Source organism: Shewanella putrefaciens, assembly GCF_016406305.1.
Classification (GTDB): domain Bacteria; phylum Pseudomonadota; class Gammaproteobacteria; order Enterobacterales; family Shewanellaceae; genus Shewanella; species Shewanella putrefaciens_C.
This window is the reverse complement of record NZ_CP066369.1, coordinates 811,599-835,271: the sequence shown is the minus strand read 5'-3', so window position 1 is coordinate 835,271 and position 23,673 is coordinate 811,599. Positions and strand designations below refer to the sequence as shown.

Here is a 23,673-nt window from a genome sequence, read left to right as displayed (position 1 = left end):
CCGACATTCTTTCATTGATGCGCCTTGAATTGAAGCACCCTAGGCGCTCTGAAACTCGTATCTTCAGGTAGCTTGGGTATAGATAAACATCAATCGAAAGTTGACACAAAAATTTAACATTGAGTTCTGTATTTTGGAGAGTGGTAATGCCCTAAAAGTCAGCACTTTGAGGGCATAAATTCCCATATCAAGAGTCATTAGCTAAGAGAACTGGCTAGGAATGTGCCAACAGCTTAGCGATTTGCTTATCCTGCTGGCGAGATAACAACAGCAATGCCACTATCGCACCTATTAATGCCAAAAACATATCCGATTGGGTATCCCATACATAACCTTGGGTGCCTAAAAAGGCCTCGGCGCCCTCACCCGTTGCAGCGGCAACCCACCATTCAATCAACTCATAGAAAGCCGAAAATGCCAATACAAAACAAGTCACCAAAAATGCGCACCAAGCCCCTGGCTTAACCGCTTGATTACGTAACATGATCTCACGCGCCAACAGCGCAGGAATAAAGCCTTGGGCAAAATGGCCTACCTTGTCGTAATTATTACGCTCCGACCCCATCCACTGGGCAAGCGTGTCAAACAACGGCACTTCGGCATAGGTGTAATGGGCGCCAACAAATAAAACACAGCAATGAACTAGGATAAGAAAATAGACTAAGGGTGTGAGCACAAAGCGTTTACGGGTAAAAAATAATAGCGGTACCGCCACTAATGCGGGCAAGGCTTCGAGCCACCACGTAAAAGGATCTGCGGGTTTTATCGCCGACCAGACCAGAACTGAGAGGTAAATACCGCACCAAGCGATTTTGTTATTCAATGTTTTTTCCTCTTATGCGATATTGTTCTAAATTTAGAATATTAACTTTAGCCATCTAGCCCTCCACACTGAGCAAAAAAAGTGCTACTTTGGTGGCGGAAGGCTGTCAGCATATCATAAGAAACATTTCTATTAATTAGAGGGTACCCATATCATGGCGAAACATTCGCTGGACAAGGATAAGATCAAGATCCTGCTGTTGGAAGGCGTCCACCAATCTGCGGTAGATGTATTTGAACGTGCAGGTTACACCAATATCGAATATCACAAAGCCTCTTTAGGTGACGAAGCCTTACTCGAGTCCATCAAAGATGCTCACTTTGTTGGTCTGCGCTCGCGTACCCAATTAACTGCCGAAGTACTGAAACGTGCCGAGAAGTTAATCGCGATTGGTTGCTTCTGTATTGGTACTAACCAAGTTGATCTTGCCACCGCCGAATCCCTTGGTATCCCAGTATTTAACGCGCCATTTTCGAACACTCGCAGTGTTGCCGAGTTAGTGATTGGCGAGATCATTATGCTGATGCGTGGTATTCCTGAGCGTAACGCCATCGCCCACCGCGGCGGCTGGATGAAGACCGCCGCAGGCAGCTACGAAGTGCGTGGTAAAACCTTAGGTGTGATTGGTTACGGCCATATAGGTACTCAACTGGGTATTCTGGCTGAAACGCTAGGTATGCGAGTGGTGTTCTTCGATATCGAAGACAAATTACCTTTAGGTAACGCGCAGCAAGTGCATTCAATGGAGCAACTGCTGGCACAGGCTGATGTGGTGAGCTTACACGTCCCTGAAACCCCACAAACTAAAGACATGATAGGCGCCGCCGAATTTGCCGCTATGCGTAAAGGCAGCATCTTTATCAACGCCTCACGGGGTACTGTGGTCGATATCGATGCCTTAACCGTTGCGTTAAAAGAGCGTCACCTCGCGGGCGCCGCAATCGATGTGTTCCCCGTCGAGCCGCAATCGAATGACGATGAATTTATCACCCCACTGCGTGGTTTAGACAACGTATTGCTGACGCCGCATGTGGGTGGCAGCACGGCTGAGGCCCAGGAAAACATTGGTATCGAAGTCGCTGGCAAGTTAGCTAAGTATTCAGATAACGGCTCGACCGTGTCTGCGGTTAACTTCCCTGAAGTGTCACTGCCGATGCATAAAGGCACCTCGCGCTTACTGCATATCCACCAAAACCGCCCCGGCGTGCTGATCAAAATCAACCAAGCCTTCTCGGAAAAAGGCATCAACATTGCCGCGCAATATCTGCAAACCACCGCAGAGATTGGTTATGTGGTGATGGAAGTCGACACTCACCAAGCCGAAGAGGCCTTGGTAGAGTTAAAGGCGATTGAAGGCACATTGCGTACCCGCGTGCTTTTCTAGTCTGTAAAATCGCTCGCACACTCGCTTCACCTAAGGCGCACATTTCATTCTAAGATATGTGCGCCTTATGCTTTTGAGCCTACAGGAATTCCGTTACAATCTAGCCTCTCACATCGTCTTCATTTTCAGGATCTCGCTATGACTATTTCAGTTTCTACACCCCATTGGGATCTGGACGCTTCCTTGCCTCCACTTATGCTTGCCAACTTATCCCATATGGGTCTTATCAAAGTGGTTGGTGAACAGGGCCGCAGTTTTATCCATGGTCAAGTAACCACAGATATCAGCTCATTAGCCGCTAACCAATGGCGCTGGGGCTCCCATTGCGACCCTAAGGGTAAAATGTTGGCCAGTTTTAGAACCTTTGCCATTCAAGAAGCGCTCTTTATGCTAATGCCAAGGGATGTTATCGAGGTCGATTTACCCCAACTGCAAAAATATGCCGTGTTTAGCAAGGCGGCCTTAAGCAATGCATCCGCTGAATGGACTCTGCTCGGAGTTGCTGGCGAACAGGCCAATCAATTCGTAGGCGAGCATTTTGGCGAAGTGACCCAAGAACTGACCTTGGTAGATCAGGGGGCGATATTAAAAGACGCCGATCGTTTTATCTTAGTATTAACCCCAGAAGCCGCAGCGACTTTAGTGGCTCAATCTCAGCAGAGTGTATTTGATGCCAGTGCTTGGCAGGCGTTAGAGATTTCAGCGGGTTATCCAAATATTGCCGCTAGCCATGCCAGCCAATACGTACCGCAGATGTGTAACCTACAAGCGGTCAATGGTATCAGCTTCAACAAGGGCTGCTACATGGGGCAAGAAACCATAGCGCGGATGAAATATCGCGGTGGCAATAAACGCGCCTTGTATATTCTGCGCGGCCACACTGATCTGCAAATCAGTTTAGAGTCGGCCCTTGAAATAGAAATGGAAGATGGTTTTCGCCGTGGCGGCCAGATTATCGAATTTGTACAACGTGGCAACCAAGTCCTATTAACCGCTGTGCTCGCCAACGACACAGAGAATACAGCCAAGCTGCGTTTCGCAGACGACGAGCAATCTAGCTTACATATTCAAGCATTGCCCTACTCGCTCGAAGATGAATAGTTTACAGCAGTTAAGCTAACAAGAGTTTGAATTGAAAAGGCGCCTAAGGCGCCTTTTGTTTGTTAATGTTCAAGATAGGTATCTCTAATGGCGACCACTTCTGGCAAAATTTGCTTAAATACCTCCACCAATTTAGGGTCAAAATGCTGCCCTGCTTGGCTTTCAAGCAATTCCATTGTCGCTTCAATCGTCCAAGGTTGTTTGTAGGGACGCTGGGATGTGAGCGCATCAAACACATCCGCAATGGCGGTGATTCGTCCCTCTATGGGGATCTCCTCCTCCACTAACCCATTGGGATAACCTGAACCATCCCATTTTTCGTGGTGGGTCAAGGCGATACGGCGAGCCATTTGTAATAAGGGATCACTATGCTCACCGATAATTTCAGCACCTATGGCCGCATGTTGCTGCATAATTTTCCATTCTTCCCCATCCAGCTTACAGGGCTTTTTAAGCACGGCATCTGGGGTACCGATTTTGCCGATATCATGCATTGGCGCCGCATTATAGAGTATGTCGCAGAAGCTGCTTGGCAGGCCCAGCTTGATGGCGAGTAAACGTGCATAGTGACTCATGCGCACTACGTGCAAGCCCGTTTCGTTATCTTTATATTCGGCGGCGCGACCTAGGCGGCGAATAATCTCGAATCGAGTATCTTCAAGCTCCTGGGTACGCTCTTTAACCTGTTGTTCAAGGAGACGTTTTTGATCGTATAACGCGAGATGGGTTTTCACCCTTGCCTTCACTATTGGGGCGCTCACAGGCTTAGTGATGTAATCCACTGCGCCCAGTTCAAATCCTTGGGTTTCGTCGGCTATCTCGGATAGTGCGGTCACAAAAATCACTGGAATATGGCAGGTCAGCGGCTCCTGTTTTAGCAGCTTACACACCTCGTAGCCATTCATGCCCGGCATCATGACATCGAGCAATATCAGATCTGGCTGTGCTTTTGCCACCAGCGCCAACGCCCTTGGTCCATCGATAGCCACTTTGACTTTATAGTCGTCCCCAAGAATTCCCACTAAGATATCGATGTTCTCAGGGGTATCATCGACGACTAAGATCGTTGCCTTTTCCATGTTCAACTTCACCTCACTCTGTGCTCTTATTTATACCCAAACTGCCTCAAGATACGAGTTTCAGCATCTTCTGGTTGTTTGGGGATAGACCCATGTGCTGCAGGCTTTATCCGTAAACTACAGCGCTAATTCAGCGATAACCTCATCAATCAAATCGACCGCTTCATCGAACTGATATTGATTGATCATAGTCAGTGCGGGGCTTAACTGCCGCCATAACTGAGCACTCACTTGGGGTTTTAATGCATCAATTTGCGCTACGGCCTGGGAATCAGCGTCCTCTAGACTTTGGCGCAATCGTTTTAGCGCCGCGCTCAAAGATGCTGGAGGTAACAGATCCGTTTCGTCCGTTGGCGTATCTTCAGCCCCAGAATCCGAGTTAACTTTCTCTATGGCCTCACAAATCGATGCCACTAGTACTTGAATTTGATCAAGTTCGGCCTGGTATGGGCTACCTTCACTCAAGTGTAATTCTAGCTGACGGGCAAGCTCGGCTAACTTAGTCGAACTTAAATTGCCTGCTAAGCCCTTAAGAGTATGGGCAATCCTAACGGCCTCTTCGGGTTTATTAGCGGCAACGGCCTTATTTATCGCCTCAACGACATGACGTTGACCACTCAAAAAACGCTCAAATATTCGTTGATATAAACGACTGGAATTTTGTACTAGCTGTAATCCCCTATCGATATCCAATTCGGGATGCTCCGGCCACTTCACAACTGATGCAAGATCGGTATTGCTGGCTTTAGCCTCGCCGCCCTGTATTTTGCTGCCAGTGCCGCCTGTGCCATTAACATTGCCAGTGTCCGTATTGATCATCGCATGGCTATCCGCCGCCAGATACTTAAGCAGCGTCAGGTAGAGAATGTTCACTTCGATAGGCTTGGCGATATGATCGTTCATTCCAGCGCGAATACACATTTCCTTGTCACCTGCCATCGCGTTTGCCGTCATAGCGATCACGGGCAGCTCGGCAAGCTCAGGGCGGTGCCGCAATGCCTTAGTGGCTTGGTAACCGTCCATAACCGGCATCTGGCAATCCATCAGCACTAAGTCAAAACTCTGCTGTGTTAACTTATCTAAGGCAATTTGACCGTTGGTTGCTATGGATAAAATAATCCCGACTTGTTCTAAAAACTCGGTCGCCACCTCAATATTCATCTCATTATCTTCGACCAAGAGGATACGCTTACCCTTAAGGGGCAATAGGATCTGAGGATCGAGCGCCTCATTATGCCGCCTAACAGGCAGAACTCCCGCGCGGCCGAGTGCGTTCATAATGCCATCGAGCAGGCGTGAGGCGCTAATGGGCTTACTGATATATCCCGCTAGACCCAGCTGTTCTATCTGGGTTAAAAACTCTTGATTCGCATGGGCCGATACCATCAAGATCCGAGGCGGTGTTTTTGTCTGTTGTTGGATTTGCCGTGCCGTATCTAAACCATCTAAATCCGGCATTTTCCAGTCGATCAATGCCACCGCATAGTCTTGCTGAGCGCAGCGATTAACGGCCTCTTCCCCCGAGCGCACCGTATCGACCAAGAAGCCCATCCCCTCGAGGGTGGTTCGCATTATGTCCCTTGCGGTCGCATTGTCGTCGACCACTAGCACAGACATACCTTCAAGCTCTTGACCTACAGCTAATTTTTGACCGCTCGAGATTTGTAATTTCACAGTGAAGTAGAAAGTACTGCCATGCCCAAACTGGCTCTCAACCCCAATACTGCCCCCCATCAGCTCGACTAACTGCTTACAGATAGCTAAACCTAGGCCTGTACCACCGTATTTACGTGTAGTGGACGTATCCGCCTGACTAAAGGATTTGAATAATTTGGCTTGCTGCTCATCGGTTAACCCTATCCCGCTATCCCGTATGCTAAAGCGCAGGGTTACATCGTCGTTTTGCTGCTCGACTAAGTTTAACGACAACAACACTTCGCCACGCTCAGTAAACTTAATCGCGTTATTCATCAAGTTAATCAGCACTTGGCCCAAACGCAGTGAGTCGCCAAATAGGTGCCGAGGCACATTGGGGGCGACGGCAAATAGCAACTCCAGCTGCTTATGGGCGGCTTTTTCAGAGAACATATCACTGAGGTCCTCCAGCATAGTGTCGAGCTGGAATGGCACAGATTCTATATCGAGCTTACCCGCTTCGATCTTAGAAAAATCGAGGATATCATTGATAATCGAGAGCAAAGATTGCGAAGCCCGCTCTATTTTTTCCACATAGTTTTTTTGCTTCTTATCAAGCTCGGTCTGCAAGCACAGCTGTGACATACCGATAATGGCATTCATGGGCGTACGAATTTCGTGGGACATATTGGCAAGGAAATCCCCCTTAGCCTTACTGGCTGCATCGGCCTCTTCCTTGGCGACCAGCAATTGGTCCGACAGCAATTTAAGCTCAGTCATATCGACCATGCTCATGACCGCTGAGTCAAACTGCCCTTGACTGTCCAAGAGTGCCGACACATTGACTGTCATCCACAAAGGTTTGCCCGAGGGATGAATAAAGCGGCGTTCACCACGGTAATGATCGATCTCGCCCTCGACCAACCTCTTAAACTGAGCCTTAGCAATCTCTTTATCATTCGGATTAAGCACCTCGAAAATTGGCGTATTACGCAGCTCATCTCGGCTCTGGCCCAGATCCTCACAGAATTGCTCATTGCAATCGAGGATCACGCCTTTAACATCCACGTTCACTATGCCAATGGTCGCACCATCGAACAGCGCCTTAAAGTGGGCTTCACTGACCGCAAGCTCTTCTTCAATCGCTTTACGTTCGGTAATGTCCATCAAATAACCATTCCAAATGATTGACTCGTCTTGCATCATATGACCACTGGCACCCGCCTCCAACCAACGAGTGCTGCCATTAGGGTGACGGTAGCGGAACTCACGTAACCATTGCAGCTTATCATCGCTCTTGCCCGCCAGCGCCAGCACAACATCGGGACGCTCTTCATCGAAGATCCGCTCGGCAATGATATTGAAGTCATTCATCAAATCATCGCGGTGCAACCCCAACGTATAGATAGCGGCTGAAGACATGAAGGTAAATGCGCGGTCCGAGGGCGAATGCCACCGCAGTTGGTATACGATACAAGGGACAGAATCAGTGATATTCGTCAGTTGCAGACGCGAGGCTTCAAGCTCGACTAAGGCGAGTTTACTTTCGGTAATATCATCGATACTGCCATCAAACCAAAGGGGGAAACCGTCCTCGTTGTAACTTGCCTTACCTTTTTCGTGCACCCAACGAATGCTGCCATCGCGGTGGCGAATACGGTATTCCACCTCGAAGGTTTCCTGTTGTGCCAGCGCCCTGTCGATATGGCTATGGCACAGGGCAAGATCCTCCTCCAAAATCAAGGAGGCAAATGTGCGTTGGCGGTTCTCAATAAATTGGCTTGCGGCGTAGCCGGTAATATCAGCGATATTGTCGCTGATATATTCCATGACCCATACATCACCGATCCGAGTGCGATATACGGCGCCAGGAATATTGGTGACTAGCCCTCGGAAACGCAGTTCACTGTCGCGAATTTTTTGCTCAACCGCTATTTTTTGGGTCATATCCCGGATGGATGCAGCCACCTGTCGGCTACCATTGATATCTGCGGGGAGCATACTCAAGGCGATTTCGGCGACAAACTCGCTACCATCGGCCTTTAAGGCGCGCACATGGCGCGCATTGTCGGAGCGCGCACGCCTCTCGAGCAACTTATCGCGACTCTGTATATTGCCCAAGGCTTCGGGCAATAAGGTTTCAACCTGTATGCCCAACATGGCCTGCAAGTCATAACCGAAGAGCTGCTGGCAGCGGGTGTTTGTAAACACTATCTTACCCGCTTGGTCGACAATCAGCATGGCCTCGGGTGCCGCCTCCAGCACGGCATTAGACCAAGCGGCAGCTGAAAATTGCTCGGTAACATCGGTAAATAACATCTCCACCGACATTAATTCGCCCGTCTCTGAGACTAAGGGCTGCATAAAGACATCGAGTCTTCTTGGGTGGCCTTCACCATCGAGCATTTCAACCTGATGCGAAGGGACATTTTGGCCTTTTAATGCTAAATCCGTGTATTCCCAGTTTTTTTCATTAAGGGGATTGGCCGAGAAAAGCCTTTGATATTTGCGCTTTAAGAGATCAGGAGAGATCCCCAGCACCTTAGTCACGCCCTCACTCACTTGAGCCAACTGCCCCGTGGGGTCGAGTGAACAGTAGAAGGACTTTTCGCTCATGCCATCGATCAAACGGGCAAAACGATTGCCACGGGAATCGAGTATCGCCTGTTCACGTTCGGCCAGTAACTCGGCCATCTGGTTAAAGGTGTGGCTCAGAGTGACAATTTCACTGACGGCGCCAGGGGGAATAACAAGCTGCTGCGCTTTACCTTGGCCAAAGGCCAAGATACCGGATTCGAGCAATTCCAATGGACGGGTCAGGCGTTTGGCGGCTATGTAACAGGTCAATAACAGCAGCAGAGTTAACAGGCTAAGGTTTAGCACGATAGAGGCAATATCATCGTGCATTAAGGTAAATAACTCCTGCTGCGGCACCATCACGAGCACCCGCCATTGCAGCTTAGGCACGGTTGCCAGACTGGCAAGATAGACTATGCCTTTGTCATCAATAAAGCTTGCTTGCCCAGTGAGGCTTTGTTCTAGCAGAGCCCAAAACGCTTGATTTTTCTTGGCGTGCTTATCGAGCCAGCGGGTCGATGTTGCCTCGAGAATTTTATCCTTATCCATGTGAAAAATAAGTCGATTTTGCTCATCTAATATCACAAGTCTATTGGGTGCTACCCCCAATTGGTTGGGCAGTTGATCTAAGGCTAAATCCACAGTTGCAACCCCAGAGTAGTCGCCCCCGATCCCAAAGGGAGCCGAGTAAGTGACCATCAGGGTATTGCCAGCACCCTCATCGAAATAGGCCTTTGACCAATAACCGCCCACTTGGTTAATCGCATTGCTCCACCAATCCCAATTACCATCGGTGTAGTCGTAGCCTGTGGCGCCAATATCGAGGTAATTCAGTTCATTACCTTCACGGTAAACATAGGGAGAAAAGAGTTTTCGGTCTGGGAAGGTATTCGGTTTAAAGGCGACAGCGGTGCCGAAAAAGGCGGGATTACGCTCCAATCGCTTCGTCAACACCCACTTTAATCTTTCGGCATTGTTGATTTCATCTTTACTCGATAAAAAACCAATAAAATCCGACAAACTCTGAGTATTGGCTTGGGCGTGATCCAGTAGAAACTGCAGGCGGTAGGCTAAATCGTCCGCTTCCTGCGTCAAATTCTCGTAGAGATGTTTTTCAGCGGAGACATAATTAAACCAAGCATTAACGCCATATACCCCCGTCATAATTAAAATCAACGGCAGGGCAATATGCGATAAAATCCTGCTGCGAAAGGTACGAAGTTTACTTCTGTCCATGGCGTCGCCCCAAAGTCCCAACGTTTAAAAGTACACATTTTTTAAACAGCACTTAATAAAGTAAACGAAGAACCCGGTGGCGACAATCAGAAAGTTAAAATAATGTGAACTAATATGTTGTTTTCAAAACATTAATAAACCGTCTCTAACGCAGAGTTTGGCAAGATGCGAGCAAAGTAGCTCTGAGTCTCGGCAATGATCACCTGCCTCAAGCCCACAATCGCGATCAAATTAGGGATCGCCATCAAGCCATTAACCGTATCCGCCAACAGCCAAATCACATCGAGTTTAATAAAAGCCCCCCCCGCGATCAGCACTAAAAACATGACCTGATACAAGCGTAAACCGCGCTCACCGACTAAGTAATACCAACAGCGCTCGCCATAATAGTGCCAGCCTAAAATGGTGGTAAAGGCAAAACAAACGAGCGCAATAGTGACCAAATACTGGCCTACAAGGGCTGAGCCACCAAGGGCAAATGCGGCGCTGGTCATGGCAGCACCGGCGGTTTCACCGCTCCATACCCCAGTGATGATCAGCACTAAGCCCGTCATAGTACAAATGATAATGGTATCGAAGAAGGTGCCCGTCATGCTGACCAAACCTTGCTCAACGGGTTCATTGGTCTTAGCCGCGGCTGCGGCAATGGGCGCGCTGCCAAGACCTGACTCATTGGAAAATACTCCGCGGGCAATCCCGATTTGTATGGCCTGGGCAACCGTCGCCCCTAAAAATCCGCCTGCCGCCGAGAGTGGCGTAAAGGCCGACTCAATCACTAAGCCTAAGGCGGGTAAAATCTGCTCGTAAAAACCGACTAAGATCCACACGCAGGCCAGCACATAACCAATAGACATGGCAGGCACTAGCTTTTGCGCCACATTGGAAATCCGCTTAACCCCACCCAAGGTCACGGCGGCAACGAACAGAGTCAGCACGGCCGCGGTCAACCAAGTCGGCACCTCAAAGGCAATCGTCAGCGCATCGCTGATGGCGTTGACCTGTGCAAAAGTCCCGATCCCGAAAAAAGCCACACCAACCCCAAAGAGCGCAAACAATTTCGCCATCCAAGACATGCCTAAGCCGCGCTCGATATAATACATAGGGCCACCGGCAATCTGCCCGCGGGCATCGGTAGTGCGGTATTTTACCGCGAGCATACACTCGGCATATTTAGTCGCCATACCGAAAAATGCCGCCAGCCACATCCAAAATAACGCCCCAGGGCCACCCATTTTGATCGCGGTCGCCACCCCGACAATATTGCCCGTGCCTATGGTGGCGGACAGCGCAGTACAAAGCGCGGCGAAGGAAGATAAATCCCCATGACCTTTTGCCGGTTTGAACAATAATCCCAGCGCCATAGGCAGACGAAACACTTGGATAAGCTTGAGACGCACGGTGAGATAAATCCCTGTGCCCACCAGCAAACAGAGGGTGATAGGGCCCCAGACAATGCCATTGATGCTGGCAAGTAAAGCTTGAAAACTCATGATATTCCTCGAATATTAAACAACAAAATTAATAAACGGAGGAGGAAAAGAAATGGCTGTGACGCGCCGCAGTCGGACGCAATTGCAAACTACTTTGACCCGTTCTCGACTGAGATCCACCCAAGCTGAACGCGAAAGGCGTAGCCAGAATGCTCTATACGAGTGCTTTGGATGGATGCAAAAGCGCGCCATCATCAGCAAAGATAAAAATAGCCCACGACGACAAACGACAGGGACTGTGCAGTCATCCTCTCCTCTGTCCTTTTGCCTGAGCGTTTCGCGCCGCTGGTTAATAACCCTCGACACTTTCGCCTTCGGCGCCACCTGATTGCACCTTTTTAGTTAAGTGCAATTGGTAGTCTCTCCAGAGGCTCGTCCAGTAACAGTCCACGCCTTACGGCACCTGAAAGAGTGCTTTGTTTTTATTGGAAGACTCGCTTCGATAAAAGCGTCCCGTCAATAAAACCAAAGTTGCCTCGTCGGTGTGGGGTTAAATCCCCACTCTCCTGCTACCTTCATCCGAACGGATTGTTAGCTTGAGTCTTGCACTCAAGCTAACAGGGCGCACAGCATGCAATAAAGCATCCAATAGCTCAAGCCCATTTGCTCACAGTTCAGGCAAGAGGTCATTCAATTGATGTTTTTTACAGCAGATACGGCTTGTGTTTTTTAAATCCTTTGATGATCCCTTTAGCGCAAAAATCAGTATCTATCTGAATAAAAAATGCTTTATGTTAAACATAGGCTGGCAATGCTAGATTAGCTTCACTGCGTCTAATCTTGTTAACCACAACTGCATAGGGGAGTTTTGCTCAATGGCCGACATCGCCACACTACATCCTGTCGCCACGGTAAATCCTGTCGACAAGCTTCACCCCGTCGCTAGGCTTAACCAAGTCAGTAAGGGCTTTCGCGATGGCGAGCAATATCATCAAGTGCTGCATGCGGTCGAACTGCAAATCAACAGGGGGGAAACCGTGGCACTCACGGGCCCCAGTGGCAGCGGTAAGAGCACTTTGCTTAACCTGATCGCCGGTTTTGAAATGCCAGACTCGGGGGAGATCCTACTCGATCAAGCGTCCACTGCAACTTGGCAAGACAAAGATTGGAGCCGTTTTAGGCGCAATTCCCTAGGGGTCGTATTCCAGCAATTTAACTTACTCACACCCCTCAATGTGAAGGACAATATCGCGTTTTCCTTAAGTTTAACGGCGCAGCCGTGGTCAGCCTGGTGTGACTATCTGGTTGAAAAGCTTGGGCTAACACTACTACTTCACCGCCAAGTGGAAGCCCTGTCCGGTGGTCAACAACAGCGGGTCGCCATCGCCCGTGCCTTAGCCCATAAACCCAGTCTACTGCTCGCCGATGAACCTACGGGTAACTTAGATGATGTCTCGGGTAAGCAAGTGATGGCGCTGCTGTGTGAGCTTGCCCAAGAAAGCCAAACCAGTATTTTGATGGTCACCCACAGTGAAGAATGCGCCGCCTTTATGCAAAAACGTTGGCACTTATCCCACGGCGCCGTGGCGATTTACGGATAAGGAGCGGCAATGCGGCAATCGGCTTGGCATTACCCTTTCATCGCCTCTCGAAGCGGTTCGATGCAACGTATCCTACTGAGTCTTAGGATATTTTTTGCCCACTATCGCAACTCCCCGCTACAGGCGGGGGCCACCTTGCTCGGTATCGCTCTGGCGGTCACCTTACTTATCGGCGTAAAAGCCACGAATGACAATGCCATCCGCAGTTATAGCGAGGCCACCGAACTCTTAAGCCAAAGGGCGGACGTCCTACTCACAGCACCCTTGGGGCAGGAGAGTCTACAGGAATCGGTGTATTTCGCCCTAAGGCAAGCTGGATTTAGCCAAAGCCTTGCCGTGGTCAACGGCCGAGTCGCAGGCAAGGATGGACAATACTGGCAGATTGAAGGCAGCGATTTAATCGCCGCCCTTACGCTAAGGCAAGCTCAAAAAAAATCGGACATAGATGAAAGCGTTTCCCTTGGGGAGCTACCGCTTGGTGAGTTACTCAGCGGCGAACCTCTGGTTATTATGGGCCACAGTTTAGCGTCTAAAATTGCCCCCAAGGGCGAGCTTGAACTGGCGCACCTCACGCTGAAGGTTTTCAGTATCGATGATAAATGGGGCCTTGGCAGCGCTATCTTGGCAGATATTTCCCTCGCCCAAGCCCTGCTAGGTTTACAGGGAAAACTCAGCTATATCGCCCTATTCAGTGACAGGGATAAACTGGCGGAGGTAAAAAATCGCCTCGAAAAGCTTGGCATTACACCGCAACAAGCCAGTTTTAGTCAGCAGGATCAGGGCCAAGCCCTAATGGCACTCACCCGCAGTTTTCATTTAAATCTCAACGCCATGAGTATGCTCGCCTTTGTGGTCGGCCTCTTTATCGCCTACAACGGGGTGCGTTACAGCTTGATGAAACGCCAAAAACTACTTATCCAGCTACTGCAGCAAGGCATAGAACGTCGAGTGATCATGGGGGCACTGCTGGCGGAATTGACGGCCCTCGTCGTTTTAGGCTCGACTATCGGCTTTATCCTAGGCTTACAACTCAGCCACTGGTTACAACCTATGGTGTCGATGACATTGGAACAAATGTATGGCGCCCACTTACTGCCGGGCGTCTGGCAATGGGCTTGGCTGGTGCAGGCCATCGGCCTCACGTTAGCTGCCGCCTTAGCCGCTTGCCTGCCTTTGTATATAGACTTAACCCGCCAATCCCTCGCCCAAGGTGCGAACCGCTATCAACAAACGCTGGCACACAGTAAGATCCATAGTCGGCAATTTGTTATCGCCTGTGGCCTATTATGCCTTGCCGCAATATTGTTCCCCTTCAGCCAGAGTTACAATATCAGCCTAGTATTACTGGGAGTCGTCACTGTTGCTATTCCGCTATTATTGCCGCAGTTACTCCATTGGGGGGTAAATGGTCTAATGCCCTTAGCTCGCCCAGGATTATGGCAATATCTGCTCGCCGAAACCCGCGAGCTTATCGCGCCGCTCTCCTTGGCTATGATGGCCATTTTACTGGCGCTCAGTGCCAATGTGTCGATGAATACCTTAGTGGGTAGCTTTGAGCAAACCCTACGGACTTGGCTAGAAACCCGCTTGCATGCCGATCTCTATATCCGCCCACCGAGCCAGCGCATAGATGCGATTCAAACCCAACTGATGCAGGATCCCAGAGTCAGCGGTCTTTATCAGCAATGGCAGATTGAAGCCCAGCTTTCACTGCCAGCATCAACGGATAATCCGAGTGAGCTAACAATTCCAATAAACCTACTGAGCCGTGATGACTATTCGATTCGCCACACCAGCGCCCTGAAGGAAAGCCTGCCCACATTGTGGCAATCCTACTTTAACGCCCCCGTTATCCTAGTGAGCGAGCCCCTCGCCATCAAATATCAGTTGCAACTTGGCGACACTGTCACCTTAGATGTACTTAATAACACATCGAGTAACCGAGTCGTTATTGCAGGGATTTACTATGACCACGGCAATACTCGCAACGAAGTCATCATCAGCCATGGGCTCTGGCAACAAGCACAGTTGCCCAGACTCCCCATTAGCCTCGCGGCAAGTTTTTATGGCAAAGATAAACACAGCAAGCTTAATGAGGCTGAGCTTGAGCAACTTCAAATGCAACTTGCCACAGAGCTAGATTTAGCCCAAGCACAGATCTACAGCCAAACTAAGATTAAAACCCAAGCTATCGCCATGTTTAAGAGAACGTTTTCGATAACCTTAGTGCTGAATAGTTTGACCTTGATTGTCGCCGCGATTGGCCTCTTTAGTGCCTGTTTAATGTTAACTCAAGCACGGCAAGCGCCACTGGCTCGGCTCTATTCCCTCGGGGTAAGCAGAAACGAACTACGCAGCATGGTATTTATCCAAATGTTGCTTGTGGTGCTAATCACTTGCCTTATCGCCATGCCAACGGGTGCGCTGTTAGGCTATCTGCTTATCAACAAAATAACCTTGCAAGCCTTTGGCTGGACAATACAAATGATTTGGGATTGGCAAGCCTATGCGAAGGCGATATTTATCGCCCTAATCACTTGTACTTTCGCCGTGATCTTGCCCTTGTATTGGCAAACCCGTAAACCCTTAGTCTCCAGTTTGCAGCAGGAAACCCTATGATAAAGCTAAGAATATCAAACAGGGCAACACTGCACTTGTTGGCAATGCTGTTATTGTCAGTTACGGGTTGCGGTCATCCACCAAAGGCGCCAGATACAGACCCTAAGTCTATGGCCGATGTGCTAGGGCAAGCCGCAAATGATGCAAGTGATAGCACATTTTCCCCCGTCGTCTTAGGCTACCAATTCGAGTTTCCACGGGATCACTTAGCCCACAAGGGTTTTAGGCAGGAATGGTGGTATCTCACGGCCAATTTAACCACGGAAAATGGAGAACAACTGGGTGCCCAATGGACTCAGTTTCGGGTTGCGCTTAAGCCCCAAAAATCATCCTCCCAGAGTCAATCTAGCTGGGCAAGCGAGCAGCTTTATTTCGCCCACAGCGCCCTCACATCAAGTCGCGCCCATCTTGCCCACGAAAAATGGTCACGCGGCCACACTGAACTGGCAAGTATAACGGCCAGTCCCTATCGCATTCACTTAGATAACTGGCAATGGCAAAGCGAATCGGAGGAATTATTTCCCGCCACATTAACGGTGGAGAACCCTGATTTTAGTTACCGACTTAAGCTCAATAGCCAAGCGCCATTGCAATACCAAGGTGAACAGGGCTACAGCATCAAGAGCCGCGACGGCCAAGTGGCGTCTTATTATTACAGCCAACCTTTTATTGAAATCACTGGTGAAATCAACCGCAATGGTAAAGTGGAGCGAGTCACGGGCCAAGGCTGGCTCGACAGGGAATGGAGCTCGCAATTTCTCACTAAAACGCAACAGGGCTGGGATTGGTTCGCGCTCAGATTAAACGATGGCTCGGCGCTGATGTTGTTTCAATTGCGGGATCAATCGCAGGCAGAGGCCTCAAAGAATGCGCCTATCTCGGCCTTTTATAGCGCCAGAAGAATGTTTGCCGATGGCACGGGGCGCAATATCAACTCCAGCAGCAATCCCAATGACATTCAGATGACGCCACTCAAATGGCAACACACAGTCAATGGCGACTATCCCGTCAGTTGGCAAGTTAACATCCCCAGTGAGAATATCAGTCTCACTATCACGCCGCTCAATCCTAATAGCGCTATGCCGCTATCGACCTCTTATTGGGAAGGCCCGGTAGAGATCCTTGGCAGCCATACAGGCACGGGTTATATGGAACTGACGGGCTATTAATATCTGCTAAACAGGGTAACAACAGAGTCAAAATAGAGTGACTTTTGTCACTGGTGGATTAGCGTTAACTTGAGCATACTTATTTTCATGCTCTGATGACCATTCAGACTCAGCGAATAACCATGCCCCAATAGATAAAGGAATCCTATTATGAATACCGGAACACTCGCCTTACTTATCCCCATATTTGCCATTGTCGGTGGCTATATAGTGGCAATTATGAAAATTCGCGGGAAGCAAAGCATGGCAAATAATGCACAAGCCGCAGAAAACCAAGCATTAAGGGCCGAGTTAGAAACCCTACGTCGCCGAATTGAAGTGTTAGAACAGTTAGTGACGGATGATGGTTTTCAATTAAAGCGCGAATTGGATAGGGTTTCTTAGCACACAGGCCCGTGGTGATATCACGCGGAATAACCACAACCCACACCCGATTGGCTTTACAAATATCACCATAATGTTACTTTGTACGGCCTTATTGCACTCAAGTCATCGGGTGAGTTAAATACCTAAATTAAGGTAGACTCGTGATAAATTTGTTATCAATCCTTATCTTGAGCCATTTTAAATAGAGTTTATATGTTTCTAGCGCCTTATTTTTCCAAGCAAAATCAAGCTATTTCCGTTTCAGCCCAACAAGCCAGTGACTTCGCGAAGAAAATTGCGCAGGACTTTAACCCCATTCACGACGTGGGTGCTAAGCGTTTTTGTGTGCCGGGTGATTTGCTGTTTGCCTTAGTATTAACCCAGTATGGCTTAAGCCAAAGCATGAAGTTTAGCTTTGCAGGTATGGTAGGAGATGGTGTTGAGCTGCAATTCCCGGAGCAAGTCAATGCGCATTTTTCGATTTGTGATAACCGCGATAAAACCTATTTGAATGTAACCCGCCAAGGTGATGTCAGTTGCTGCGATGCGCAGACAGAATCCTTTATCCGCAATTATGTCGCGTTTTCTGGGCACAACTTTATTGATATCTTGATCCCCCTGATGAAACAGCATCAAGTGATGATCAACCCAGAACGACCCTTAGTGATTTACGAAAGCATGTCCTTCGATCTCAGCACCCTCGATTTTGTAGAAGTCACCCTATCCCTAGTGGGTCAAGATCTGCAGATCGATGGTAAACGTGGTGATGTGACCCTGCACTTTGAATTGCACAGTGGTGAAACCTTAGTAGGTACAGGCATTAAGACATTAGTGATGAGTGGCCTGCGCCCCTATGATGAGGTTCTGGCTCAGCAAATGTGCGCAAACTATGAAGGTCGTAAGACTGACTTCTAATGGCGTAGGATTAAGCTAGGCTCTTTCGGCAAGTCACTTCCAGTAAGTCACAGCTAACAGTAAGTTACAGCTAACAGTAAGTTACAGCTAACAGTAAGTCACAGCTAATCACTCACTTCCGCTCAAGAACAACCAATAAAAATGCCATTCGCCCTTAAGCGAATGGCATTAGATTAATATCGATTTACTCGCATCTATGTCCTATTGGACATTAGAAGTCGTAACGTACACCGAAAGAAACTACGTTGTCGTCTTTCAGATCAACAGTTGCGCCGCCCACATCTTTATAATCGCCTGTGTACATAGCGTATTGGCCATAGACCATAGTTGATTTAGATAGACGGTAATCAGCACCTACGTTAATGTTTTGAACGTTGATGTCATCGGCACCTTTAACGCCACCGAGGTTTTTGTAGTAGCTACCAAAACCAGCTTCGTCAACACCGTATTCGGCCTTCAGGTTTACACCGTTCAGATCATAAGCAACGTTCACGAAGTAAGTGTTACCGTCGATTTCATTGTTAACGATGTCTTCAGATTGTTGGAATAAACCACCGACTTTGAATTGGCCGAATTTTACTTGAGCCACACCGCGGTAGGCATCAACACCCGCAATACCTTTGTTGTAGGCAACGGCTACATAGTAGTTTTGATCTTTAAAGCCTTTATCACCTAACGTCGCACTTAATGCATATAAGCTTTCAGAGGTTTTTGCAGTAGTGTCGTTATCGTCAAATAGATAAGTCGCGTTCAGTGTGACTAAACCTGCGATTTTTGGTGAGTAATACCATACGCCGTCAGCGCTACGGGTTTGTGCACTCACTAAACGGTCGATATCGGCGTTAGTGTTACCGAAAATATCGACGTTACCTTCGGCTTGTTTAAATACGGTATCGTTACGGCCGACTAACACAGTACCTACGTTAGTTTTTAAACCTAAATAAGTGTTACGCGCTTTGAAAACATCACCAGTACCTGAAGTGTTTTCAACTTGGAATTCCATTTGATAGATAGCTTCGAAACCATCGGCAATTTTTTCTGTGCCTTTAACACCTAATAAAGAAAAGTTGTTTTCTAAATAAGTGCCGCTTTCGCCCAGATCAACACCGTTAGTACCACCTTGTAGAGTCGCACCGGTTTCAGTATTGGTAACTGCAAGCTCTAAACGACCATAGAAGCTTGGGCCTTCGGCTAGCGCACCGAATGAAGCCAATGCCAGTACTGATGCAACTGATGCAGAGATGAATGTCTTTTTCATGTTTTGTGCTCCCTCGAACCTAAGTTCTTATCCATTTTTCATGGTTTTTGTGTGGTTTAAAACATTTGCTACTGAAATCGGTAACAAAGTTGCCGCCGATTTTTACAGTTTTACGACTCGCAGGCTGTGGCGCAGATCATATTTTTGGCTCTCCTTGTCCGCATTCGGGCTTTTTTAGGATATTTCCGTATATCTCGACCGCAAATTGACATGAAAGTGGTAAAACGGCGTGTTTCACTTACTACTAAAGAGGTAGATTAGGCGCCAAGGCCCAAGTGAGTCGGCGAGGCTAACTGTAGCATATACTAATACTGTAGCAAGTTTGCCATATAGGGGCTCAATGAGTGGGATTTGCAAAGCTAGCAATAAAAAAAGCGGCATAAGCCGCTTTTTTATCAAAATTAATTTCGGTTTAAGCTAAATAATCTATTTAGAAATCAACACGTAAACCAACAGTAAAGATATTGTCATCTAGGTCTTGCAAAGTACCGTCTAACATAAGGTCACCATCAAAGCGAGTGTAATGACCATAGACCATAGTATTAGTGCTAAGTCGGTAATCGGCACCCACACTGAGCTGTTGCAGGTCAACATCACTCACTTGTTCTAACCCTGCATTATTCTGATCGCCCACATAACGACTCACATATTTACCTAAACCCGAGTCATCTTTGCCATACATCATTTTCAATTTAAGATCGCCAATCAGGTAGGCCGCGTTAACAAAGTAAGTGTCACCGGACAGATTGGAGAATTTATCATCCACATGTTCGCTGTGCTGATATAACGCCCCTAAAATCAAATCACCAAACTTGACTTGAGCGACTCCGCGATAGGCTTCTACGTTCTCAATGCCATCATTGTATGCGGCGGCAACATAGTAGTTTTGTGTTTTAAAGCTTTTATCACCTAAGGTAGCGCTCAGGGCGTACATTTGATCTTTGCTGTAGACATCATTGCCATTGCTATCTACTTGATCATAGTTATCGCTCATTAGATAAGTCGCGTTTAGGGTGATCAAATCGGCAATTTTAGGAGAGTAGTAAGAAATGCCATCGGCCGAACGTGTTTGCCCTGCAACCAACAAATCGATATCGGCATTGGTGTTACCGAAAAGGTCGAAGCCACCTTCAGCAGCCTTAAAGACGGTGTCATTACGACCCACTAACGCCGTACCCGCTACACTTTTAACTCCAAGGAAAGTGTTACGAGCATTAAAGGTTTTATTCGAGTTATCAAAGTTATCAACACCAAACTCCATTTGGTAAATGATGTCAAAATAGGGGCTTACGGTTTCAGACCCCCTTACACCTACCCAAGAGAAGTTGTTTTCAAGCACAGTGCCATCTTTTTGATTTTGGGTGGCATAACCTTTCTCTGAGTCAGTAATACTCAAATCAGCATGGCCATAAAACTCTGGACCGTCCGCGAGCGCAGTGAATGAGCAAAATGCGAGGCAAGAGGTAATAGCCGTCGTGAGCAGATTCTTTTTCATCTTCAGTTTCCTGTTCTTATGTCGCTGTTTTATGCGCGGTTAAACGAGGTTATCCGCAGTACGTGGTTAAGCTTTTGTGCAGCGAAGTGTGCACAGGCTTTTGAATGAAAAGCGTGATCTGGATCAACTTTCATTAAAACAGGGCGGTTTTCAACATATTGTTTTACATAGAAAAAACAATGATTAGATGACTTTTTTACCAGAATAACCCGAGCACCATGCAGCCGGTCTTCATTTATTACATTTGCACGGCATTCGTATCGCTCTGCATCTTTAATGTTGATTTGGGAGATTGATTTCGATTTTCACGCTAAATCGTTTAGAATCCACGGCGCATTTTTAGTGTGCCCTAGTGTGTTTTAGGTCGTAGCCCAAGGTGAGTAAAGTGGGTTTGTTTGCTGTTATTAGGTCAATATAAGGTACGCATTTATGACTGAAGCCTATCAAAATCGCTTTAGCGGAATTGGCCGTTTGTACGGGCAAAAGGCGCTAGCAAAATTTGCCCAGTCCCATGTAGTAGTGATTGGTATTGGTGGCGTAGGCACTTGGGCCGCTGAAGCCTTAGCGCGTAGCGGCATAGGCCAAATCTCTCTGATTGATTTAGATGATATTTGTGTCACTAACACCAATCGTCAAATCCATGCGCTGGCTTCAACCATTGGTGACTCGAAAGTGGCTGTAATGGCGCAGCGGATCCGTGAGATCAATCCAGATTGTCAAGTTAATGAAATAGAAGATTTTATTACCCTAGATAATCTAGGTGACTATTTGCTCGGCCCCAAGGCGGGCGGCAATATTGATTATGTTGTTGACTGTATTGATGCGGTGAAGCAGAAAGCGGCACTGATCGCTTGGTGTAAGCGTCAAAAAATCAAAATCGTTACCGTTGGTGGAGCCGGTGGGCAAACGGATCCGACTCAAATCCAACTGGCCGACCTTGCTAAAACCTATCAAGATCCCTTGCTGGCAAAGGTGCGCAACCTCCTGCGCCGCGAATATAATTTCTCAAAAAATGTGCAACGCCGTTTCGCCGTCGATGCCGTATTTTCCAGTGAGCAATTAGTGTATCCCCAAGCCGATGGCTCTGTTTGCAGCACTAAGGCAACGGCCGATGGCACTATGCGTATGGACTGCGCCTCAGGTTTTGGCGCTGTCACTATGGTGACGGGTACCTTTGGATTTGTCGCGGCGAGTCGTGTACTGGCACGATTGGCACAAATTGCTAATGAATCATAGCATTATCTCAAAATAGCACGCTCCCAACACTGGTCCAACTCTGGCGTGAAAGCGATATTAGAGCGAGTGCCGATGGCCAGTGCTGCTTGTCGCCAGTTGTACAAACTCACAGGGCACTAAGGGAAAACGAATATTAAACTGCGCTCCACCGAGGGTCGAGTCGGCCTGATAACTCATAGTACCTTTCAATAAAGTGGCGGCATTGAAGGCTGCCGATAAACCCAGACCCGTACCGCCTTTATTCCTATTGGTGGTAAAAAAGGGTTCAAACATATGTTCGGCAACCTCGGCAGGGATTGCTAATCCATTGTTTTGAACGCTAATAGTGACATAGTTATCATCAATATCCGCACTGATATCAACGAGATTATCTTCCCTATTTTGAAACGCATGGGTGAAAGCATTGGATAAAATATTGCTAACCATTTGATTGAGTAAGCTAATATTTGTTTTAATGTTTAATGTCGGTTCCACAGTGATCTGTGTTTTGGCATTAACATTGGGATGCATGATCAAGGTCGATTCTAAAATCTCGTTCAACTGCTCCTTTAGATTAACGCATTGATGTTCTTCGTGACTGCGGTCGATGGCAATCGTTTTAAATTTTTGAATTAAGCCGCTGGCTTTAGTGATATTACGGACGATAAGCTCACAGCTTTCTTGATACTCATCCAAAATAGCATTGATCTCATCGAGTGTGGCTTGATCGCTATGAATAAGCTCTATCAGTTCTTCGATATGGTTTAACTGCGTGCTTGCAGCCGTCAAACATATGCCGATTGGCGTGTTAATTTCATGGGCAACCCCAGAGACTAATCCACCCAAGGCCGCCATTTTTTCCTGCTCGACCAATACCTGCTGGGCCCGCTTCAGTGCAGTGAGAGACTGCTCTAATTCCAGAGTCCTTTCTTTGACTTGCCTTGCCAACTCTTCTTTATAGCTGCGCTCCAACTTGAGTAAGCGTTCACGGTCTTCTAGGGCAGTTTGTAACGCGGATTTAGAGTTTTTAAGATCGTCAAAAGAGCTGCGCAGTTGATGTTGCATGCTATTGATAGCATCGGCCACCTGTTTAAACTCATCGACTCTTTCTTTACGCTCAAATTGGAGTGGTTCGTAGTCAGCGTCAAGATTAATGCGTTTACAATAATTACTGAGTTTGTCCAAATGCTTAGTGATGTTATACCAGACCAAAAAGAGAATAAATCCAGCGACTAAAAAGGTTTTTATCGCATTGGATAGCAAGATCAATATCGCCTTATCGTACAAACGCTGATAAATCGCATCCATGTCGGCTTGCACTTCTAGCGTCCCCACGTTAATGCTCTCCGTTGGGGATTTATAGACTAAAGGGAAGCGCTTATCGAGTACGTGATCCTGCTTTAAGTTACCTGAACTCCAGGATTGGCCACTGTCGTCTTTTATTGAAATGTAATTAATATCAGGCAGTTGAATTAAACCATTCAGTTGGGTATTGATCAGTCTCTCGTCAATAACCCAAATACTCGCCGCCAGCACATCGAGGTTGGCTTTTTCAATATTCGAAAAGACTCTATCGATACGGCTAACGTCACCACGGTAATCATTCACAAGCTGGTAAGCCGTCGTCATTAATGTGATTAATGAGCTAAAGAGGATAATAGACAGGGTGAGATGCCTGCCTATGGGGCTTTTAATAAATTGGCTAAAGAATGTCAGCATCTTAAATTTTCTATATGCAATAGCGGCTTGAGATGCCTATAAGCATAGACT

Annotated in this window: 15 protein-coding genes and 1 riboswitch; of the genes, 8 read left to right on the top strand and 7 right to left on the bottom strand. The window is 47.7% G+C overall.

Annotated features, from left to right (window positions below; translation table 11 throughout):
* Window positions 1–214: 214 nt before the first annotated feature.
* Window positions 215–823 (bottom strand): DUF2238 domain-containing protein, encoded by a 609-nt coding sequence (locus JFT56_RS03620; RefSeq protein WP_198782354.1) that lies wholly within the window; start codon window positions 821–823, stop codon window positions 215–217.
* Window positions 824–977: 154 nt separating this feature from the next.
* Between JFT56_RS03620 and serA the strand changes: the two genes are divergently transcribed.
* The gene (gene serA, locus JFT56_RS03615; RefSeq protein ID WP_198782353.1) at window positions 978–2,207 is read left to right on the top strand and encodes a phosphoglycerate dehydrogenase; all 1,230 of its coding nucleotides are present in this window, start codon (window positions 978–980) and stop codon (window positions 2,205–2,207) included.
* A gap of 138 nt (window positions 2,208–2,345) precedes the next feature.
* Window positions 2,346–3,308, top strand: a complete 963-nt coding sequence (gene ygfZ / locus JFT56_RS03610) for a tRNA-modifying protein YgfZ (protein ID WP_198782352.1) — start codon at window positions 2,346–2,348, stop codon at window positions 3,306–3,308.
* A 62-nt stretch (window positions 3,309–3,370) separates the two neighbouring features.
* Here ygfZ and JFT56_RS03605 read toward each other — a convergent pair whose 3' ends face one another.
* The 3 genes from JFT56_RS03605 to JFT56_RS03595 all read right to left on the bottom strand — a co-directional run bounded on the left by JFT56_RS03605 (window position 3,371) and on the right by JFT56_RS03595 (window position 11,325).
* A complete protein-coding gene (locus tag JFT56_RS03605; protein ID WP_198782351.1) occupies window positions 3,371–4,387 on the bottom strand; it encodes a response regulator in 1,017 nt (338 codons plus the stop codon).
* Window positions 4,388–4,504: 117 nt separating this feature from the next.
* Window positions 4,505–9,835: a PAS domain S-box protein gene (locus tag JFT56_RS03600; RefSeq protein ID WP_198782350.1), complete on the bottom strand. Its 5,331-nt coding sequence runs from the start codon at window positions 9,833–9,835 to the stop codon at window positions 4,505–4,507.
* A 131-nt stretch (window positions 9,836–9,966) separates the two neighbouring features.
* Window positions 9,967–11,325, bottom strand: coding sequence for an alanine/glycine:cation symporter family protein (locus JFT56_RS03595; RefSeq protein ID WP_198782349.1), 1,359 nt, complete (start codon window positions 11,323–11,325; stop codon window positions 9,967–9,969).
* Window positions 11,326–11,571: 246 nt separating this feature from the next.
* Window positions 11,572–11,703, bottom strand: a riboswitch (glycine riboswitch).
* Window positions 11,704–12,140: 437 nt separating this feature from the next.
* Between JFT56_RS03595 and JFT56_RS03590 the strand changes: the two genes are divergently transcribed.
* From JFT56_RS03590 to JFT56_RS03570, 5 genes are all read left to right on the top strand, one after another.
* Window positions 12,141–12,866 carry an ABC transporter ATP-binding protein gene (locus JFT56_RS03590; protein ID WP_198782348.1) on the top strand — a complete coding sequence of 242 codons (726 nt, stop codon included), beginning with the start codon at window positions 12,141–12,143 and terminating at the stop codon, window positions 12,864–12,866.
* 60 nt (window positions 12,867–12,926) lie between these two features.
* Window positions 12,927–15,485 carry an FtsX-like permease family protein gene (locus JFT56_RS03585; protein WP_233095596.1) on the top strand — a complete coding sequence of 853 codons (2,559 nt, stop codon included), beginning with the start codon at window positions 12,927–12,929 and terminating at the stop codon, window positions 15,483–15,485.
* Window positions 15,486–15,529: 44 nt separating this feature from the next.
* A complete protein-coding gene (locus JFT56_RS03580) occupies window positions 15,530–16,654 on the top strand; it encodes a lipocalin-like domain-containing protein (protein ID WP_233095595.1) in 1,125 nt (374 codons plus the stop codon).
* A gap of 150 nt (window positions 16,655–16,804) precedes the next feature.
* Window positions 16,805–17,038: a hypothetical protein gene (locus JFT56_RS03575; protein ID WP_198782345.1), complete on the top strand. Its 234-nt coding sequence runs from the start codon at window positions 16,805–16,807 to the stop codon at window positions 17,036–17,038.
* Window positions 17,039–17,233: 195 nt separating this feature from the next.
* Window positions 17,234–17,935 carry a DUF3581 domain-containing protein gene (locus tag JFT56_RS03570; RefSeq protein WP_198782344.1) on the top strand — a complete coding sequence of 234 codons (702 nt, stop codon included), beginning with the start codon at window positions 17,234–17,236 and terminating at the stop codon, window positions 17,933–17,935.
* 211 nt (window positions 17,936–18,146) lie between these two features.
* On the opposite strand, the gene JFT56_RS03565 is transcribed toward JFT56_RS03570, so the two are convergent.
* Window positions 18,147–19,193 carry a porin gene (locus JFT56_RS03565; protein WP_198782343.1) on the bottom strand — a complete coding sequence of 349 codons (1,047 nt, stop codon included), beginning with the start codon at window positions 19,191–19,193 and terminating at the stop codon, window positions 18,147–18,149.
* A gap of 430 nt (window positions 19,194–19,623) precedes the next feature.
* Complete coding sequence (locus JFT56_RS03560) at window positions 19,624–20,688, bottom strand: porin (protein WP_198782342.1); 1,065 nt, start codon at window positions 20,686–20,688, stop codon at window positions 19,624–19,626.
* Window positions 20,689–21,117: 429 nt separating this feature from the next.
* On the opposite strand from JFT56_RS03560, the gene tcdA reads away from it, so the two are divergent.
* Window positions 21,118–21,924, top strand: a complete 807-nt coding sequence (tcdA, locus tag JFT56_RS03555; protein ID WP_198782341.1) for a tRNA cyclic N6-threonylcarbamoyladenosine(37) synthase TcdA — start codon at window positions 21,118–21,120, stop codon at window positions 21,922–21,924.
* A gap of 57 nt (window positions 21,925–21,981) precedes the next feature.
* On the opposite strand, the gene JFT56_RS03550 is transcribed toward tcdA, so the two are convergent.
* Window positions 21,982–23,622 carry an ATP-binding protein gene (locus JFT56_RS03550; RefSeq protein ID WP_198782340.1) on the bottom strand — a complete coding sequence of 547 codons (1,641 nt, stop codon included), beginning with the start codon at window positions 23,620–23,622 and terminating at the stop codon, window positions 21,982–21,984.
* Window positions 23,623–23,673 lie beyond the last annotated feature (51 nt).